The sequence below is a fragment of the Rhodohalobacter sp. SW132 genome (assembly GCF_003390325.1).
Taxonomy (GTDB): domain Bacteria; phylum Bacteroidota; class Rhodothermia; order Balneolales; family Balneolaceae; genus SW132.
In genome coordinates this window covers 13501-33138 of record NZ_QUOK01000006.1, presented here as the reverse complement: position 1 = coordinate 33138, position 19638 = coordinate 13501, and the positions used below count along the sequence as shown (strand labels likewise).

At 44.8% G+C, this 19638-nt stretch carries 18 protein-coding genes; 8 read left to right on the top strand and 10 right to left on the bottom strand.

Annotated elements, in window-relative coordinates; all coding sequences use genetic code 11:
- Window positions 1-303: 303 nt before the first annotated feature.
- From DYD21_RS12365 to DYD21_RS12330, 8 genes are all read right to left on the bottom strand, one after another.
- Complete coding sequence (locus DYD21_RS12365) at window positions 304-3096, bottom strand: TonB-dependent receptor (RefSeq protein WP_158551620.1); 2793 nt, start codon at window positions 3094-3096, stop codon at window positions 304-306.
- A 441-nt stretch (window positions 3097-3537) separates the two neighbouring features.
- On the bottom strand, window positions 3538-4056 hold the full coding sequence (locus DYD21_RS12360) for a hypothetical protein (protein WP_116037220.1): 519 nt from the start codon (window positions 4054-4056) through the stop codon (window positions 3538-3540).
- A gap of 33 nt (window positions 4057-4089) precedes the next feature.
- Entirely contained in the window at window positions 4090-4503 is a 414-nt protein-coding gene (locus DYD21_RS12355) for a DUF1761 domain-containing protein (protein ID WP_116037218.1), read from the bottom strand.
- Between the two features lie 82 nt (window positions 4504-4585).
- A complete protein-coding gene (locus DYD21_RS12350; protein ID WP_116037216.1) occupies window positions 4586-5692 on the bottom strand; it encodes an aminopeptidase in 1107 nt (368 codons plus the stop codon).
- Between the two features lie 171 nt (window positions 5693-5863).
- A complete protein-coding gene (locus tag DYD21_RS12345) occupies window positions 5864-7033 on the bottom strand; it encodes a porin (RefSeq protein ID WP_158551617.1) in 1170 nt (389 codons plus the stop codon).
- A 180-nt stretch (window positions 7034-7213) separates the two neighbouring features.
- Window positions 7214-7981 (bottom strand): MIP/aquaporin family protein, encoded by a 768-nt coding sequence (locus DYD21_RS12340; RefSeq protein WP_116037211.1) that lies wholly within the window; start codon window positions 7979-7981, stop codon window positions 7214-7216.
- Between the two features lie 91 nt (window positions 7982-8072).
- Window positions 8073-9569, bottom strand: a complete 1497-nt coding sequence (gene glpK, locus DYD21_RS12335) for a glycerol kinase GlpK (RefSeq protein ID WP_116037208.1) — start codon at window positions 9567-9569, stop codon at window positions 8073-8075.
- A gap of 45 nt (window positions 9570-9614) precedes the next feature.
- Complete coding sequence (locus DYD21_RS12330; RefSeq protein WP_199535534.1) at window positions 9615-11192, bottom strand: glycerol-3-phosphate dehydrogenase/oxidase; 1578 nt, start codon at window positions 11190-11192, stop codon at window positions 9615-9617.
- Between the two features lie 239 nt (window positions 11193-11431).
- On the opposite strand from DYD21_RS12330, the gene DYD21_RS12325 reads away from it, so the two are divergent.
- Window positions 11432-12199 carry a DeoR/GlpR family DNA-binding transcription regulator gene (locus DYD21_RS12325; protein WP_116037203.1) on the top strand — a complete coding sequence of 256 codons (768 nt, stop codon included), beginning with the start codon at window positions 11432-11434 and terminating at the stop codon, window positions 12197-12199.
- A 65-nt stretch (window positions 12200-12264) separates the two neighbouring features.
- On the opposite strand, the gene DYD21_RS12320 is transcribed toward DYD21_RS12325, so the two are convergent.
- Window positions 12265-12972, bottom strand: a complete 708-nt coding sequence (locus DYD21_RS12320; protein WP_116037201.1) for a metal-dependent hydrolase — start codon at window positions 12970-12972, stop codon at window positions 12265-12267.
- A 179-nt stretch (window positions 12973-13151) separates the two neighbouring features.
- Here DYD21_RS12320 and DYD21_RS12315 point away from each other — a divergent pair, with 179 nt between their 5' ends.
- The 4 genes from DYD21_RS12315 (at window position 13152) to mtnA (ending at window position 16029) form a co-directional block, all read left to right on the top strand.
- Complete coding sequence (locus tag DYD21_RS12315; protein WP_116037198.1) at window positions 13152-13829, top strand: L-threonylcarbamoyladenylate synthase; 678 nt, start codon at window positions 13152-13154, stop codon at window positions 13827-13829.
- A gap of 59 nt (window positions 13830-13888) precedes the next feature.
- The gene (ytxJ, locus tag DYD21_RS12310; RefSeq protein WP_116037196.1) at window positions 13889-14278 is read left to right on the top strand and encodes a bacillithiol system redox-active protein YtxJ; all 390 of its coding nucleotides are present in this window, start codon (window positions 13889-13891) and stop codon (window positions 14276-14278) included.
- 112 nt (window positions 14279-14390) lie between these two features.
- Complete coding sequence (locus tag DYD21_RS12305) at window positions 14391-14939, top strand: PH domain-containing protein (RefSeq protein ID WP_116037193.1); 549 nt, start codon at window positions 14391-14393, stop codon at window positions 14937-14939.
- A 19-nt stretch (window positions 14940-14958) separates the two neighbouring features.
- On the top strand, window positions 14959-16029 hold the full coding sequence (mtnA, locus tag DYD21_RS12300) for an S-methyl-5-thioribose-1-phosphate isomerase (protein WP_116037190.1): 1071 nt from the start codon (window positions 14959-14961) through the stop codon (window positions 16027-16029).
- A 676-nt stretch (window positions 16030-16705) separates the two neighbouring features.
- Here the strand turns inward: mtnA and glmM are convergent.
- Complete coding sequence (gene glmM, locus DYD21_RS12295; RefSeq protein ID WP_116037187.1) at window positions 16706-18052, bottom strand: phosphoglucosamine mutase; 1347 nt, start codon at window positions 18050-18052, stop codon at window positions 16706-16708.
- Window positions 18053-18325: 273 nt separating this feature from the next.
- Here glmM and ccsA point away from each other — a divergent pair, with 273 nt between their 5' ends.
- From ccsA to DYD21_RS12280, 3 genes are read left to right on the top strand one after another with little or no spacing between them, the layout of a single operon-like run.
- Window positions 18326-18985, top strand: a complete 660-nt coding sequence (gene ccsA / locus DYD21_RS12290) for a cytochrome c biogenesis protein CcsA (RefSeq protein ID WP_233505540.1) — start codon at window positions 18326-18328, stop codon at window positions 18983-18985.
- On the top strand, window positions 18982-19245 hold the full coding sequence (locus tag DYD21_RS12285; protein ID WP_116037184.1) for a CcmD family protein: 264 nt from the start codon (window positions 18982-18984) through the stop codon (window positions 19243-19245). The genes ccsA and DYD21_RS12285 overlap by 4 nt, the downstream gene beginning before the upstream one ends.
- Window positions 19242-19637: a cytochrome c maturation protein CcmE gene (locus tag DYD21_RS12280; RefSeq protein WP_116037181.1), complete on the top strand. Its 396-nt coding sequence runs from the start codon at window positions 19242-19244 to the stop codon at window positions 19635-19637. The genes DYD21_RS12285 and DYD21_RS12280 overlap by 4 nt, the downstream gene beginning before the upstream one ends.
- Window position 19638 lies beyond the last annotated feature (1 nt).

Sequence of the window (19638 nt, the reverse complement as noted above, 5' to 3'; positions counted from 1 at the left end):
GGGGCTTTTTAATTCATAAGTTGTTTAATTCCCCGACCCTCTGGGTCGGAAAAAGATAAAAGTCCCCCTTTGAAGGGGGGAAGCGAACGGAGTGAGCTGGGGGATGATCCAGTAGGCGTTGATTCAAGTAAATTAACAATTTTTATGGTCTCAAAACTCTACAAATCATCCCCCATTGCCCCCTTCAAAGGGGGACACTCCAAAAGTAAGCTTTGTATTGACCAAAAAGTTAAGGGTTCTTATTTGATACCTCGCGGGCTCTGCCCCGAGGTAGTTCAATGTAATTTGTAATGGATTTTATGATCAGAAATTCAGCGTTACTCTCGAATAGAGATAGCGTCCGCCAAATCCTGAAGGGGAGAAACCTGAGTACTGAAAGATTCCGTTAAAGCTACTTCCCTGGAACGTTTTATCGGGATATTGGTCAAGTATATTATTGGCGCCAAGTGTGAGTCGGACGTTTTCGGAAAAGCTATATCCAAATTCAACATCCGTTGAAAAAAGGCTGCTGTACACTTGATCTTCATTCGGATCTGTTCTTCGAACTTCAATCTCACCATACCGGACTGCCCGGACCATCAATCCCCAGGGACCGGTTGTGTAATTAGCCATAAAATTGATGTTTGAACTCGGCTGTCCAACTTCAAACCGTCCAATCTCAACTCTGCCAAACAGGGGCTCATCAGTGAGGCCTTCAAGATTTGCAGGCGTTTCAATTTCATCCGGGTTGGTGATTTCAGTCTCGTTGTAGTTTAATCCTACCGTAAATCTAAGCTGAGAATCAGGATTGATGTTAAATCCATAACGTGCCGTAACATCAATACCATTGGTTTCGGTATCTACAGCATTCGTGAAGAAACGTCCACCGGTTGCGTTGATGCCCTGTCCCTGCAGGAAATTGGCAATTCCCTCACCAGTAAAGTTCTCCGTGAATACCACACGGTCTTCAATCGTAATTCTGTAGGCATCGGCTGACAGCGAAAAGTTGCCGCGCTCGAATGTAAATCCACCACTGAGGTTCACAGATGTCTCTGCTTCCAGGTCTTCCGCACCCAGCGCACGTGCAGCCGGAGAGGTTACCGGGAAAGTTCCAACCTCGAACGGTGTGCCATCAATAAATACCGTGGCAATAGATGAGAAATACGATTGGGCAAGAGATGGAGCCCTGAATCCTGTGCTGGCTGCACCCCGGAGAGCAAAACCGTCAAACAGTTCATAGCGGGTAGCTATCTTCCCGGTGGCCACATTTCCAAAATCACTGTAGCTTTCGAGGCGGCCGGCAATTCCGAGTGTCCAGGGTGTGGTAATATTGGTCTCCAGGTCGATATACAGAGCACCGGAGTATCGGGCTTCGTTTTGTTCATTTGCAGGTGAGAACCCCGGAAATACCTGGGAACCGGTTGCTGCCGGACTTCCTTCATTCGGACCATCCTGGATCGGTACACCGCCATCGGTATAGGATTCGGCATCGCCCCGGATCAACCGATAGAGTTCATACCGATACTCGGCACCCATGGCGATACTCAATTCCTCGGCAAACCCGATATCTACGGTTCGTACCAAATCGAAATTGGTAGTAGCCTGATCAAAAGAAAGTGTTCCGGCATGGAAACGAGTCGGGCTTCCAACCCCCATGGATGTATTCACCGTATTTTTTACACCGTATCGAATTGCGTTGTGGCCGTAGGTTTGGCTCAAATCGTAATTCCATGAGCCTGTGCGTCCTTTAAAACCGGCTCCAACAGATCCGTCATATATATCGGAACTGATGAGAGGTAAAAATCCGTCCGGGTAGTAGGCTCGAAGTGTCCGGTCATCCAGGCCTCGTCTGTAGAATCCGCCGGTTTCACCTTCACGGAAACTGGCACCGCCAAAAGCATAAAAGCGGGAATTGTCAGTGATGTCCATTTCGCCATTAAAGAATCCGCTAATATCGAGCAATTCGCCCTGGCCGTATCTGTGGTTGTTACGGTCGAAAGTTTCCTCTCGCGGATCAGGGCTTCCATCAGCGAGTTCAAAATAGTTCGGTCTTGGATCCAATCCTGAACGGTTTGTACGCCCGCGGTCGCGATACTGACCTGCAACGTAAAGTGACCCGTTGTTGGGCAGTTCAAATCCATATCCGACATGCAGATTTGTGGTTTTACCATCAAGTCTCCACACATCTTCAACTCCGGGATAGTAAGGCGAATCCTGAAAACCAGCCGTTGATTCACCGGGAGCCAGCGCCTGGTTTGGGGCATATCCGCGCTCTTCATAGCTGACATGCTGACCATAACTCAGTGATGCATCAAGACCCTGCCTGTCTTTCAAAATAATGTTGATTACTCCGGCTATAGCGTCCGATCCATATTGTGCAGCCGCTCCATCCCGCAGGACTTCAATTCTTTCGATCATATTCGCGGGGATGGCATTCAGGTCAACTCCTGTTGAACCACGGCCAACGGAACCGTTTACATGTAAAATGGCTGATGTATGTCTTCTTTTACCATTAACCAATACGAGGGTTTGATCAGGTCCAAGTCCCCGGAGTGTGGCGGGTCGAACGTGGTCTGTACCATCTGTAATCGATGATTCAGGTGAATTAAATGACGGTATCAGCGACCGTATAATCTGAGTAGTTTGTGTAAAACCCGAAGCCTGTACTTCCTGAGCAGAAATCACATCAACAGGAACAGGAGATTGCGTGATGGTTCGTCCTTCACGCCGGGTTCCAAGCACCACTACTTCATCTGTGCCAACCACACTGCTTTGCATGGTAATATCAACCGTTACAACCTGGCCAGCGGCAATCGTAATGGCCTCACGTGTGGTTTGAAATCCTAAAAAGCTAACCTGTAGTGTGTAATCACCCGGCGAGGCAGTAAGCTCATATTCTCCATCAGGGTTCGTAGAGGTTCCTATCTGCGTTCCCTGAAGCAAAACATTTGCTCCGGGAAGAGGGTTATTTTCGGTATCATACACAACCCCCTGAACAGTACCTGTATTTTGAGCATGAAGCTGTGGTATGGCAAGCAGCAAAAGTATCACTACCGAAATTGTAGTTTCCAGAAGTTTAAGAAGAGCTGATTTTAAAATTGGTATTCGTGTTTCCATATACATTTGTGTTCGTTACGGTTAATGTCGAAACGTGATGGAGTATTCCATCTTAAAATATTTATCAAAAGCTTAATTATAATGACGTTACGAGTTAACAAAATAAAGCTGGTGTACAATTCCAATAAAAAATACTTTTATGATACAGTATGCATTTTTGTGTTAAAGTATAGAGTCATGAATTCTATTTAGTTGACCTGTAAGCGGTTTTTTGATATAGGGGCAATGTTTTTGCACATGATTACATGCATTTATTCATGTGCCGATCAGCTGATAATTTAGCGTTCTGCTGATAATTATTTGGTAGATGAACCAAGATTACGACAAGAAAGAGGCGGGAATTGAGAGTAAATCAATAATATGGGCCGAAAATGTTGCCATTCTTACGAACTGATGCTTTGCAGGTGAAAAGGGTGCAAGTGAGATTAGAAATCGATTTACCTATTTTAGCTGATCTCTTTTCTCCAGTGCATTTTGCAGGCCGCCCCGGGTTTTCTGATCAGATCTGCCAGAGCGTTGACCCTGATTTCCATCTGTCCGGGCGGTATTTTTTAATGATTCATTCTCATACTCATACTCATCCGAATGACTGTCGAGCTGATCCAGCTTGTGTTCGGAAATTGCAAGCGAGAGTGAACTTTTTAGGGATTTGAGCTTTTCCCTGTGGGTCCGTGAAACTTTTAATTTTATTCGGTTTCCCTTTACAGCAGGAAATTTGTCAAGCGCTTTCAGGCTTCTTACATCTATAAATAACTTATAACTGAACCAGCCGCTCTTCATTTCAACTGATTCAATATCAGAGAGTTGAAAGGTAACCTGCCGGGCTTCGGATTTAAAATATTTGAATAGCTCATCAATCGTCTGGTATTCAATCTGAAGAGTTCTGTTTTCGAACTTTATAATCCCGGAGGTACTGCCTAACCCGGCATAGACGGATGTTTTTTTAAAAGGTAAAATCAAATCAGTGAGGTTCTATTCTGAATTATTGCGATATCACACCCACCAGCCAAGAATCAATCCCGAAAGAGTGAGGCCTATTACATGATAACCGTTATCGATAAAATGGAGCTTTATTGGTGTATCAGAAAAAATTCCGGTCGTACCTGCAAGTGTAAAAAGAATACCGGCACCAGCGCCAAATCCGGCTATGATTCCGTGCACTGGAGTGTGAATATTCATTCCAGTAAAAAAGATAGCCAGAGATGCAACGGCTATAAACTGAAGCAAAAAAGAGTAGAGAAAAATCACCGGATTGGGATCACCGATATCTTCTTCGTTCAGGTTTCGCAATTTCATCCAGATGCTGGCAAACAAAACCGGGCTGTACCAGAGAGCACCGAGAATAAAGTAGAGTAACGTGGCGGTAAGTACTGCAAGCCAGTTAACGGAAAAGAGCAGGTCTTCCATAACTGATTGGGTTCGTGAATGTTATTCACCCTATTTACAGAACCGGCAGTAGAAATGCAACAGCATCTGGAATCAGAAGTTATTATTCATGCAACAGTTCCCCGGGATTCAGCACTTTCAGCTCGTCTTTCACAAATTCCCGTCCTTTTCTTATTAACTCACCATCAAAGTAGACATCTGCTCCAATGCACACAAGATCCCAGTGAATGGCGCTCTCATTGCCGTTAGGAGCAATTTCATAATCTTTACCAAGAGTGAGGTGGTTTGACCCGGTAATCTTTTCATCAAACAGAATATCGTACATCGGGTTTTTGATGATCGGGTTCAGGCCAAAACTGAATTCACCAAACCGGCGCGCGCCCTCATCGGTGGCAAGAATTTCTTCAAGCGCGCTGTTATTGGATGAATCGAAATCAGTAACAACCCCATTTTCCACCACAAGCTTAACAAATTCGAACGGTTTTCCCTGGTAAACGGAAGGGGCGTAGGTGATGTGGCCGTTCACAGAATCCAGAATCGGTGAGCTGAAGAGTTCGCCATCCGGGATGTTTCGTTTCCCGTAGCACGGTATCCAGTTCTGGCCTTTCACGGAAAATTCAATGTCGGTGCCTTCTCCTTTCAGGTGAATTTTATCTGTAGCCCTTAGCATCTTTTCGAGCGGCTTCATTGCCTCTTTCAGCTTGTTGTAGTCGAACAGGCATGAATCGTAATAAAAATCACGGAAGCGTTCGGTGGACATTTTTGCGTTCATCGCAAAGGCAGCGGAAGGATAGCGCAGAACGGCCCAGTTGGTATGATTAACCCGCTCTTCAAAATGTACAGGATTCAGAAAATGGTCGGAATAGGCTTTGTTTGCAGTTTTAGAGACCGATGAATTCTCATAAATATTTTCTGATGCTCGAATCCCGATAAACGCGTCCATCTGTTTCATCAAAGGCAGCTGATCGGTTTCAGCCTGACTTTTCCAATACTCTTCGTCACCGCTTTCCAGCATCATCCGGTTTATTTCGGGATCTTCGATTTTTAAAAACGGGTGAGCGCCGATCTCCCGGACCTGCTGAGCGAGTGCCCGAACGAGACCCACAGCATTCAGCCCGATACATTGAATCAGGATTTTTTGCCCTTTTTTAAGTTCTACACTGTGGGTTAACAGTTGATTGGCAAGCCGGCTGTCGTTTTCGGTGTACATGAACGTCTGTTTATTTTTGATATTTAGCCTTTATTCATTGGTCCTGAAATTAAGAAAAGAAGAGGAGTTTTCTGATTCACATTCAAATTAGCTCCGGAATAGGAAAACCACGCCCAAATACCTTCGAAAGGAGATAGGGACGTGGTTTGGGAAAGTCGAAAGAACGTACAGTTAAAACGTAATCTGAGTTCCGAGTATGAGAGCAGAATAGTTGGCTTGTGACTCCGACTCAAAAGTCTGTACCTCAGCCATAAGCGTTAAAATATCAGTCACGGAATATCTTGCAAATCCCATCAGTAATTTGTTGGTGACTTCGTTGGATGATCCTACATCGGTGGTGATGGAATCCTGGCTTCCTTCCCCATAGCTTGCACCGAGCAGGAAACGTCCTGTTTTGTATGTTGCTTCGGTATACCACTGGGTTCCGTCGACATCGGCCTGGTCCAGCGGATCACCTCCTGATATGTTGATTCCTATCAGCCCGTCAGCTCCAATACTGTTGGTCTCTGAGTATGATCCCGTAAGCGTTAAACCTGCAATAGTAAATTGCGCTCCAGTATCCCATCCGGAAAAATTGTAAGTAAAATCATCTTCCAAAACATCAACCTGCTGATGCAATCCTCCGGCCCATACCTGAAGTGAGCCGATACCTAAATCACGCCTGTAATCGACTTGTGCTTCTAATCTGGGAGATGGAGTTTCGATACCTGAATTGGCCCCGCCGGGTTTTTCGGGATTAAAAAGGCCACCTTTTAAAGTAAATCCATTCAGATTTGGTGTGGTGTAAATAATTCGCGGATTAAAGTTTGCATACGTATACCCGCTCCCAATCCGGCCAAGAGTTGCATCTGCAGCATCCGGACCTGCAAACCTTCCAACGCCCATTCCGCTGCCTTCATCGCCAATAGAACTACTGTTGAATACCCCGAATCCTTTACCGGCATTGATGGTGCCAAAAGATCCGGATATCTGAATTTCAGCAATTCGCCCTTCGAACAGGCCTGAATTTTGAACGCCCGGTCCGTGGAGGTGATGATTAATTTGAAAAATTGCAGAGACATCCAATCCGTTTTGTGTAGGGGCATCCACGGTAAAGGTTACATTTGCAGGATTGAAGCCAGACATTACTCGGGTTGCAAACTGATCCTGGCCGTCAGAACTGAAATTTTCGTGACTTGACAGAACCGTAAATACTGGTAATGCCCCGTTAACGTTTAAATCCCACCCTGTATCCGTAGTAAATGAGGTTCCATTTTGGGCCGTTACGGGATGCGGGTTAAACAGAATGGTTACAAGTATCAGCGCGAATAGATATGTGAGAAGAATTTTTGTACATTTCATAATGTATTTCACCAAGTTTATGGTATTTCTGTATTTAGCTTGATTAAAGGCAGGCATTTTCTAATGTGTTGGTAGCGCAGAGAAAATGCCGGTATGGGAATATTTATGAATAGGTGAAACAGGATAGATGATGGGTCTCAACACCCATCATCTTATTCCTATACCACCCTTCTATAATATTCAGGATAGCATAAGAAAGAGTCCTGCTGCAATGAGTGCACCAATAATTGGTCCTACGACAGGAACCCATGAGTAAGCCCAGTCGTTATCCCTTTTTCCGGGAATCGGCAAAATTGCATGCATGATTCGGGGGCCTAAATCCCGTGCCGGATTAATCGCATAACCGGTGGGTCCGCCCAGTGAAAGTCCAATTCCGAGAACCAATAGTCCTACAGGTAGTGCCGAAAGTGAACCGAGACCAAATCCAATCTCCTCTCCGTTCAACACAATGGTTTCAAGCATTTTTCCATCAGCATCTAAAAATCCGGGTGAGACAAGATAAAGGACTCCAAAAACGAGCATAATCGTGCCGATAGCTTCCGTCATAACGTTGCTTGGATATTTTCGAATTGCGGGTGCGGTACAGTGAACAGCCAGAATCAGGTCGGCATTCTCCTCTTTTGCAAAGTGATCTTTATAGGCAAGCCATACCAATAATGCTCCAATTGCGGCACCAATCATCTGTGCAGCTATATAAAACGGAACTTCGCCCCATTCGAAAAGTCCGGCGCCAGCTAAACCAATGGTTACTGCCGGGTTGATGTGGGCGCCGCTAAACTGACCTACCACGTAGACCGCCGTAAACACGGCAATACCCCAACCCCATGTGATGACAATCCATCCGCCGCCCTGACCTTTACTGTCACTGAGTAGCACGTTGGCTACAACGCCATTACCCAATAACATTAGTATAGCGGTTCCAACGATTTCTGCAATATATGGGCTCATAATATCATACTCCTTTCATTAAGTTTTTGTTTGTTTTTGAAGAAAGCAGCAGAAAAGAAACATTCTGCTGCCATGATTTTGATTCGTGATATTACCTGTCGTCTGCCCAGGCGATAGCGGCTTTTACGGCTCGTTTCCAGCCTTTGGTCAGCTCATTTACTTTAGATGTTTCCATTTTGGGTTCGAATTCCTTTTCTACTTTCCATTGTTTGCGTATCTCTTCGATATCACTCCAGAATCCGGTTGCGAGACCGGCCAGGTAGGCAGCGCCAAGTGCCGTGGTTTCCGTAATTTCGGGACGTACGGTTGGCACGCGAAGCAGATCACTCTGAAATTGCATCAGCGTGTTGTTCACGGTGGCTCCGCCATCAACCCGAAGTTCCTTGATGTCGATGCCAGAATCTGCATTCATTGCGGTAAGAAGATCGGTTACCTGGTAGGCAATTGATTCCTGGGCAGCCCGCGCCAGATGGGCCCGGTTGGTTCCCCGTGTAATTCCTACCATAATTCCCCTTGCGTGCTGTTTCCAGTGAGGGGCACCCAGTCCTGCAAACGCAGGTACAAGATAGACGCCGTCGGAATCATCTACTTTATTGGCAAAGTATTCGATGTCCTTTGCTTCCTGAATAATGCTCATCTCATCCCGCAGCCATTGAACAACAGCTCCTGCAATAAAGACGGATCCCTCGAGTGCGTAGGTTGTCTTGCCATTCACTTTCCAGGCGACTGTTGTGAGGAGGTTATTTTCAGATTTGATCGGTTTATCACCGATATTCATCAGCATAAAGCAACCGGTGCCATACGTATTTTTAACCATCCCTTTTTCGGTACACATCTGACCGAAAAGTGCGGCTTGCTGATCACCTGCAATTCCGGCAATCGGCACCTTGCTGGCAAAAAGTGTGGTCTTGGTTTTGCCATACACTTCGCTTGACTGCTTCACTTCCGGCAATAGGCTTTTCGGGATATCCAGCAGCTCCAGGAGTTCATCATCCCACTCCATGGTGTTTATATTATAGAGCAGAGTCCGAGAGGCGTTGGTAACATCTGTAACGTGAATTTCTCCCTGGGTAAAGTTCCAAATCAGCCACGAGTCGATCGTTCCAAAGGCGAGCTCTCCTTTCTCGGCGCGCTCACGAGCTCCGTCTACGTTATCAAGAATCCATTTTACCTTTGTACCGGAAAAATAGGCATCGAGCACAAGACCGGTTTTTTCCTGGATCAGATCGGCATGACCCTGTTCTTTCAATTCATCACAGTAGTCGGATGTCCGTCGATCCTGCCAGACTATTGCATTATAGACCGGTTTCCCGGTTTCCCGATCCCAGATCACGGTCGTTTCCCTTTGATTGGTAATACCGATACCCGAAAGCGCTTTTCCGTTAATTCCTGCAGAAGCCACCGCCTCGGCTGCAACACCGGCCTGGGTTGACCAGATCTCTTGTGCATCGTGCTCAACCCAGCCGGGCTTTGGGTAAATTTGCCGGAACTCTTTTTGAGCGATCGATTTAATCGAACCATTTTTGTCAAACAGCATTGCCCTGGAACTGGTTGTGCCTTGATCGAGTGCTAAAATGTATTTATTCATGAGTTTGATTGGTTTGTGAATTATTGATTGGTTAAAAGTATTGACTTACGGCTCGTATCGGACCAGCAGATAGCGATTGGCGAGCTTCATAAATTCTTTAATCTGATTTATTTTCCACTGTTCGTCTCTTTTTAGCTCATTTTGCATCAGTTCGGCTACTTGAGGTGCCATGTCGATGGCTGAACGGGCATCTAAAAAGAGGATTCGAATTCGCCTTGCCAGAAAATCTTCAATCGTACGGGCCATTTCATTTCTGGCTGCCCACACGGCTTCTGCTTTTCTAAAAGGGTACTCAGGATGAAGTTTCTCGCCAAGTTCCGGTTTCTCGCGAATGAGGGCTTCAATTTTTTCCTGATCTGTACCGTAAAAGTAGTGTGGATTCTGAAAATCAACATTATCAGAAGCGCCATGAATTTTTAAATCTTCAGAAGTACTTTTCGTTTTTGGCAGGGACCCAATTTTGATCACCTCATTCACAGTGTCCTGGCCCATTTTTCTGAATGTGGTCCACTTTCCTCCAGTGACGGTGATCAAGCCGGAGTCTGAAACCATAATTTTGTGACTTCGCGAAATCTCTTTTGTTTTGGTTGACCCGCCCTGGGGCGCCGCGAGAGGCCGTAATCCTGCAAAAACACTCAATACATCTTCACGGGTGGGGGATTTGGTGAGATATTTTTTGGCAGTTCGAAGGATGAATTCAATCTCTTCCTCAAGAGCAGTTGGTTCAAGGCTGTGTTTTTCAAGAGGGGTATCCGTGGTACCAACAACAACTTTGTTATGCCAGGGTACAGCAAACAATACACGTCCGTCATCTGTTTTTGGGATCATGATCGCGTCGTTACCGGGGAGGAAATCTTTTTCAAATACAAGGTGAACACCCTGGCTGGGACGCACAATATTTTTATGATCTTTTTTATCCATCGACAGGATCTCATCTACAAAAACACCGGTAGCGTTGATAACCGATTTGCCATGAATGGTATGACTGTTACCCGTCTCATGATCCAGTACCTCAACACCTTTTACTGTTCCATTCTGTTTTACCAGCCCCTTCACTTCACAGTAATTGAGTACAGCGCCGCCCTTTTCAGTGATGGTTTGAGCGACATTAATGGTTAGTCTTGAGTCATCAAACTGGCCGTCGTGATAGATCACACCGCCTTTCAGGCCTTCACTGTTAATTGTGGAAATCCTGGAAATTGTCTCTTTTTTTGATATCCCCCGCGATTTTCCAAGACTGAGTTTTCCGGAGAGGAGGTCGTATACTTTCAAGCCAACGGTGTAGAAAAATTTATCCCACCAGGAATAATTGGGTATCACAAAAATCTCGTTTTGCACAAGATGAGGCGCATTTTTTTGCAGCAGTCCGCGTTCCCGGAGTGCTTCCCGCACAAGGTCAATATTTCCCTGGGCAAGATAACGCACACCGCCATGCACTAGTTTTGTGCTGCGGCTGGAAGTGCCTTTTGAAAAATCTGCTTGCTCAACCACAAGCGTTTTGAATCCCCGGCTTACCCCGTCGAGTGCAACACCGAGACCAGTGGCACCTCCGCCGATGACAATTAAGTCCCACTCTTCAGCTGAACCGCTTTCAATTTGATTGACTACAGATTCTCTTTTCATTTTTTTCACCATTTTGTTAGGCGTATTATGCAATTGTTTCACTTATAAAATAAACAAAATAAAACGAAATCAAAACGAAACAACAAAAAAGTAAGGATTCCCATTAACGTCAACTGAGACGGTGTCGTTATACATCATTGATGCAGAACAGTTTATGAAGTTACGTTTTGTTTCATTATTCAAAGTTTTGGTTTATTTTTTGTATGAAGTTATTTTAACTGGAAACAAAAGCATTTTCTATGACACTATCAGAAAGGCACGAAAAAATTTTAAATAAAATTGAGCAGTTTGGAAAAGTATCCGTTCAGCAACTGAGTACGGAGTTGTCTGTATCTGAAGTGACGATTCGAAAAGATCTTCGGATGCTGGAGGATAAAAACTTACTGTTTCGTACACATGGCGGGGCAACCCGTTCAAATCCATACAGAGGAGATCGGCATGTGCATGAAAAAGAAAAAATACAGGCAAAAGAAAAGCAGGCCATTGCAAATGAAGCGGTGAAACTCATCGGGGAGAACGATTCGATTATTCTTGCATCCGGAACAACAATTCTGGCACTTGCCAGGGAAATACAACCCATAAGTAATTTAAATATAATCACATCAGCTCTGAATGTATCGCTTGAGCTTTCAGCGAAAGAGAATGTGGATATAACGCAGCTTGGAGGTCAGCTTCGGTCAAGCTCGAGTTCTGTTGTTGGAAAGTATGCAGAGCAATTTCTCGAAAATATAACCTGCGGTATTCTCTTTCTCGGTGTGGATGGTATCGATCTGGATTTTGGTCTTACCACAACAAACCTCGGTGAGGCGAGCCTGAACCGGCGTTTTATAGAGGTCGCACAATACACCGTAGTTCTTGCAGACAGTACAAAATTTGGTAAAAGAGGATTTAGCAGAATTTGCACACTTGATTGTGTACAACATGTTGTCACCGATGAGGGGACAGATCCTATAACCATAAAAAAACTGGAAGAGAATGGGGTTCGTGTAACGGTGAGTGAACTATAGAAAAACCCCGCCGTAACGTATGCGGGGCTTTCTGAAGTTAATTTACTGAATTGATACTTCTTTCTTTAATTCCCTAAAAACTGTTCTCCGGCTTTCGGAATTTTCACGTCAGCATCGGAGTACTCTTCGGTAAACGACTTAAACTCTTCCGGATCACCGGTAAGTACAGGGAATGTTCCGTAGTGAATCGGTACGGCAATATCGGGATTCAGCATTTCACAGCATATCGCGGCTTCCTGCGGTCCCATCGTATAATAATCTCCCATCGGTACAGCCACAACATGCGGACGATAAATTTCCCGATACAGCTCAAGATCGCTGAAGATATTTGTATCACCCATATGGTAGAAGGCGATATCATCATCAAAAGAGAGGAGCAGCCCGCCGGCTTCACCCGCATAATCGCCCTGGTAGGATGAGCTGTGATTGGCATTCACCAGGGTTACAGAGAAATCTTCAAAATCTACACTGCCCCCTTTATTGAACTCAATTCTCTGCTCTTCGTCCAGGCCATGTTTTTTTAGCAGGTGCGACAGTTCAACCTGGGCGACTACTTTGCAGCCCGTTTTTTTGGCGATATCCAGTGTATCCCCCACATGATCTTCGTGACCGTGTGTGAGCAGGATGATATCCACATCGTCCGGATTTTTGAACTCATCGGGTGTAGTGGGATTCTGTGATAAAAATGGGTCGATATAGATTACTGTTCCATTTTGTGATTCTAATCTGAAGGCAGAATGCCCAAGCCACCAGGCCTTTATATTCGTATCCATGAATCTCCTATGTTTATTTATAATTAATTATCAGATTTATGTAACAGATTTTAAAAACTTATCGTTGACAAACACTAAAATGAATGGTATAAATAGTGTAGTACAAAAAAAATCTGTACAGCTATTAGATAAGTTTTTTGGTACACTTCCAACATAACAAAAACTAAACCTAAGATTCTATGTCTGAACGAGTTAAGATCAATCCCGAAAGTCCAAAAAGAAAACAAATATTTGATCTTGTGGATATATTGCTTGATGAAGGAGTAGTAATGATACCCACCGACAGCCAGTATGCTCTTGTCTGCGATTATCAAAATAAAAGCGGGATGGACAGGATTCGTCAGATTCGCCAGATGGGAAAGAAGGATCACCTGTCGGTGATGTGTCACAGTCTTGAACACGTATCAACGTTTGCAAACCTTTCTGATGACAATTTTAAATTAATCAAACGTCTGATTCCCGGTCCATATACATTTATCCTGCCCGCAACGCGCGAAGTTCCCCGGCTTTTAACCCACCCTAAAAAGCGAACTGTTGGGATTCGTGTGCCCAATTACCCCATCTGTTTGCAAACGATCCAGGAACTCGGCCGCCCCGTGATGGCCATCACAGCGAAACTGCCCAATGTTGAAAATGGACAGCCGGACGGTAACGACCGTGAACTCTATCTCAGCCGTTTTGATAATCTTGTTGATCTTGTTGTTGATCATCAGCAGGAACTTTCAGGGCAGGACACTACGATTCTTGATCTTACCGGAGATGTACCGGAACTGAAACGTATCGGACTTGGAATGAAACTCCTGCGTGAAGCGGTAGCTCTGCAGGGTTTTACACTTGATGAAGAGGTTCCTGCGTAAATAATCGCCTTTCATTAATTCTGTAAATCTAATTTTATCAATATCTTCAATATGGCTATATGAAATCAATCCGTTCGTGGTTTAGTGGCACGGATACGCCTGAAAACAGTCACTGGTCTGCCCTTAAGACGAATGAATCTGTGGATGAACTCATCGGAAACCGTGAGAAACCGCAGATTATTTACAAGCATAGTTACAGGTGTGCAGTGTCGATATTTTCCAAACGAAGCCTGGAAACGGGTTTGGATGATCTGGCCGGGATTGCCGATCTTCATTTAGTGGATGTGGTATCGTTGCGTCCGGTATCAGCTTACATTACTGAAAAAACCGGGATCCGGCATGAATCCCCTCAGGTGATATTGCTCCACAACGGTGCGCCGTTTTGGAGTGCATCACACGGAAATGTTAAGCTGAAAAATCTGCAGGATGCACTTGATGAGCTGTTGTAAGGCTCCGGAATCGGGCGGAAGATAAAGCGCTGCAAATATTAATCTGTGTAACAAGTGATGAGAAAATGCGGTATAATCGTTTCACTTTTTTCGAAACTTTTAGAATCAGATTATGACGTCACGCCAGGGAAAAGCAACACGAATTTATGAAGCTCAATTCGAGCCGAGGATCAAAACGTATATCAATATCTGTGTGATCGCGGGGTTAGCAGCCACAGTATTTGGAATTATTTTGATACCGGTCTGGCTGATAGCCGGCCGCGCCTACCTGAATAAATATTTTGAAGGTCTTCACTGTGAATTAACAACCCGCGCTCTCCATTTCAAAAAAGGAGTTTTGTTTACCACAGAGCGAACCATACCGCTGGATAAAATTCAGGATCTGGCATTCAAGGAAGGCCCGGTTTTACGTTACTTTGGGTTAAGTTCACTTCAAATTGAAACAGCTGGCCAAAGTGCTGCAAATGCTGTGGATATGAAGCTGACTGGTATTATCGATTCCGAAGGTTTCAGAAAAAAGGTGATGGATCAGCGGGATGAAGTCACTTTTCACCACGCTTCAGCCCCGGTTGAGGATTCGAAGACTGGTCATTCTCTCGAACCCTTATTGTCAGAGATTTCCGAGACTCTAAAGCGAATTGAATCGAATCAGCGTTTATAATCTATAAAACGTAGTATAAATGAGCAGTTCAGAAAACGTATTTGAATCGATACGGTGGGATGGCGAATCCCTGGTAATTATCGATCAAACCAAATTGCCCGGAGAGGAGAATTATCTCGAGTTGAAAACGGCTGAGGATGTGCGAAACGCCATCCGGAGATTAAGTGTACGGGGTGCCCCGGCAATTGGAATTTCGGGGGCATACGGTTTTTATCTCGGTATTAAAGATTTGGAAACTGAGATAGACAATCAATTCTTAAAAGCGTGCCGAAGGGTAGCTGACTCACTAAACTCTGCCAGGCCAACAGCGGTAAATTTGTCGTGGGCGCTAAATAAGCTGATGGATCAGGTTGAACGAGGCGTGCGTGACGGGCAAAATACTGATGAAATTAAGAAAAGTGTTCTGGCTGATGCCGTTCAGATCCATGATGAGGACCGCGAACTTTGCAGATCGATCGGAGAAAAAGGACTGCAGCTTTTTGATCAGCCGAAACGGGTACTCACACATTGCAATACAGGCGGTCTTGCCACCGGTCAGTTTGGCACGGCGCTCTCCTGCATTACGCACGCTCACAATGCAGGAAATATAAATCAGGTGTGGGTTGATGAGACTCGTCCGCTTCTGCAGGGCGCACGGCTGACAACCTGGGAGTTGAGAAAAGCCGGAGTACCGCACTCCCTGATTGTGGATTCTGCGGCTGGATTTTTAATGCAAAGGGGAGAGGTAGACCTGGTTATTCTGGGCGCTGACCGAATTTCGCGAAATGGCGATACGGCAAACAAAATCGGAACGTACACGCTGGCTGTTCTGGCGAAAGAGAACGGCATCCCGTTTTATGTGGCGGCACCCTATTCTACGTTTGACCTTTCTCTTGCGTCGGGAGATGATATCGAAATAGAATTACGTGATGAGGAGGAAGTCACTGCACTAAACGGGCATCCGATTTCTCCGGGTCAGACCAGCGCCTACAACCCTGCATTTGATATCACCCCGCACCGATATATATCCGGCATAATCACCGAGAGAGGAATTATATATCCCGATTTTGAAAAAAATGTGGTTAGGATGATGAATCGTGCACCCGCTTGATCTATCAAAAATTACCTGGTGAATAATCCGCGTTGATTTTTAAAATCGCAGATTTACACAAAGTATCACACAGAGTTTCGCTGAGTTGTGAAATTTGGACAGAAGTCTTTCAGCGGAACTCAGCGATTTTTAAGCGTCTGGAATTCCTACGTAACTCGGTTCGCTGAACCGAGAAGTCCAGAAGTCGTAACAGCTACACACTCTTTTGAGATGTTATCGCGAACCCTGTTCCCTAATCTCCCGTCTTCGCATAAAACAACCGTATCTCACTTGCGGAGTTTAACGTTTCGAACCAGAATGGGAGATGCTGGATCGGGTTGCAACATGACCGGGAGCCTTTATAACTTCATAAACAGCACAAGAATTTTTCATCAACAAACTTTCCTGTAGATCCATCTACTTTAAAAAAATGCTTTTAACCTGAGTTCGATTAATAATGTCATACCTAATGTTAAAAAGCGGGTGATCCTGTCCAAAAGAGCGTACAACAAGGCATATTATCTTCAGTTACTGTCATACCGGACTTTGATCCGGTATCTCCTGTATTAGGGATAGGAGATCCCGTATCAAGTACGGGATGACGCTCTTTTGGACAGGATCACCCGCTTTTTTAAATTAATTTTAGAATCGAACTCAGGCTTTTGCCAGCTTCAAAAATATTTTGAACAGCAATGATTTACCGAATCACATCCAGAACTTTGTCTGCCAGTGAACGGGCATCCTCTTCGCTTTTTCCTTCACTGTAAACTCGCACAATCGGCTCCGTATTCGATTTTCGGAAGTGAACCCAACCTTCGCTGAAGTCTATCTTCACACCGTCAAGTGTATTTACCTCTTCATTTTTAAATGTTTCGGCAACTTTTTCAAGCAGTTCATCGGCATCCATTCCCAGATCGGAAAGCTGGATTTTTTGTTTCACCATCTTGTAGTCGGGCAGCGAATCGCGATAGGCAGAGGCTTTAATTTTTCGCTCTGCCAGCAGCTGAAGAATCATTGCTGTGCCGACAAGCGCATCGCGGCCGGCATGGAGATCAGGATTGATCACACCGCCATTGCCTTCGCCGCTGATTACGGCCTCTTTTTCCTGCATCACTTTCACAACATTGATTTCGCCCACAGAAGCGCGGTGACAGGTCTGTCCATGTTTTTCGGAAATATCATCTGCAGCTCGTGATGAGGAGAGGTTGGTTGCGGTATCGCCCGGATTTTTTTCAAGCATAAAATCAAACGCAGCAACCTGTGTGTACTCTTCTCCAAAAAGTTTTCCGTTTTCATCAACGAGCGCAAGCCGGTCGCCATCGGGATCTGTAACCACTCCGAGATCGCAATCATTATCGCGCACAAAATTGCAGATCTCTTCAAGATGTTCGGGCAGCGGCTCCGGGTTGTGAGGGAAAATACCGGTTGGTTCGCAGTGGAGTTTGTGCACAGAAACACCAAGCGCCTCAAGCAATTGAGGAAGGGCTTCTGATCCGGCACCGTTTACAGCATCAACAGCAACAGTGAATTTACTCTTTTTAATAGTCTCTGAATCAATATAGGGGAGTGCGAGAATTTTCTGAATATGGGAGTCAATCAACTCCGTATCGGTGATAATCCTCCCGATCTGGTCATACGGTTTGTAATTGAACTCCCCGTTTTCTGCAATTTCGATCACCTTTTTTCCCTGTTCCGGGTCGAGAAATTCACTTTTCTCGTTCAGCATTTTCAGGGCATTCCATTGGGCCGGATTATGGCTCGCTGTTATAATCAAACCACCCTGCGCCGCATGTTTCAGCACTCCCATGGCAACAGTTGGAGTGGGTACGATACCGGTTTTTATAACATCACATCCAACACTCTGGAGTGTTGCACAGACGAGATCTTCGCAGATTTGGCCGGTTACTCTTGAATCTCTTCCCACGACAACCGTACCGCCGTCAAGCCAGGTGCCGTAAGCGGCCGTAAATCGGATGATGTTTTCCGGAGTAAGGTGTGAGCCGAAAATTCCGCGAATTCCGGATACTGAAATCATTAATGCCATAAATATTCAGGTCTTGCAATTATTGATGAAAAATTCAGTTACAGAACAGAAGTCAGTTTAATACATGCGCAGAGATTAAGAACCTATCCAAAGAAAACAAAATTTTGATTTCATAATTCATCTGCGGATGGCCGTCGGATAACCGCGTTTTACTAAACTTTTGATGAATTCCCAATTCTAAAAGGAACTGTTTAATTCATATCGAATTCACACATTTTAAGTTCATTTTGGGTATATTAATCAGCTAACAACGATCACATAAATCTCTCTGCTTTGCAAGTCTGGAAGTATATCGTAGCCGTTTGGATGACATTGGTCATCACAGTCGGATTCTTAATATCCATACCACACATTCCAATTCTGGAAGAAACGGCCCGGAATTTATTTCTGCATGTACCGATGTGGTTTACGATGATGATTGCTTTTGGAATGGCTTTCGTTTTCAGTATTCGATATTTGAATAGTGAGGATCTGAAGTGGGATCGAAAAGCAGAAACAGCAACTGCAGTCGGGCTTACATTTGGTATCTGCGGACTCCTGACCGGAGCACTCTGGGCACGTTTTACCTGGGGAACCTGGTGGACGTTTGCAGAGCCCCGTATGAATCTTTCTGCACTCTCAATGCTTATTTTTGTGGCCTATTTTATTTTGCGTTCCGCATTTAACAACAATGTAAAAAAGGCGAAAATCTCGGCTGTGTACAATATTTTTGGAGTTACAACCGTACCTTTCCTCTTATACATCATCCCAAGGCAGCTTCCAAGTCTGCACCCCGGGGCAGAAGGTAATCCGGCATTCAGCGACATGACCGCACCCGAGCTTCGGCTTATATTTTACCCGGCAGTTATCGGTTTTATCGGGCTGGCAATCTGGATGATGGACATTATGAACAGATATAAAAAAATTAAAGACCGCACGACCGCTCAGGTATGAAAACAGCAGCATCAGCAGTAAAAGATTTACAGGAATCGTCCGTTGATACACTCACGTCGAGTTACTCAGATCAATGGACTGCCATGGAAAACACAGAGCAGGCATCTGCATTTGTGCAATTCATGAGTTCAAATGATCTCATTTTTGTTGTGCTGGGAGTCAGCCTGATCATTTGGTTCGTACTGCTCTTTTTCATGATAAGAGTAGATAAAAAAGTAGCTAAACTCGAAAAAACGTTAGAACAAGATTCTGAAAAATGAACATTAAGCTATATTTGGGAATAGGGGCTATTGTACTGTTTACATCTCTTTTGATGTATAACTTTGGTAATAGTATCGATACATACGTTAATTTTATTGAAGCGGAACATCGTCCGTCATCTCATGTGGTTGGCGTTTGGGATGATTCCGAGGAATGGGGCTTCTCCCGTGAGAGGATGCAATTTTCATTTCATATGAAAGATGAAGATGGAAATGTGCGCCGTGTTGTATATCCGCGGCCAAAACCGAATAATTTCGAGCAGGCCACTCAATTGGTGGTAATTGGCGAGATGCGGAACAACACGTTCTATGCAAATGACATGCTGATGAAGTGCCCGTCTAAGTACAACGATGCCAGTGAGATAGAATTTACAAGCGCTGAAGAAGGTTAAG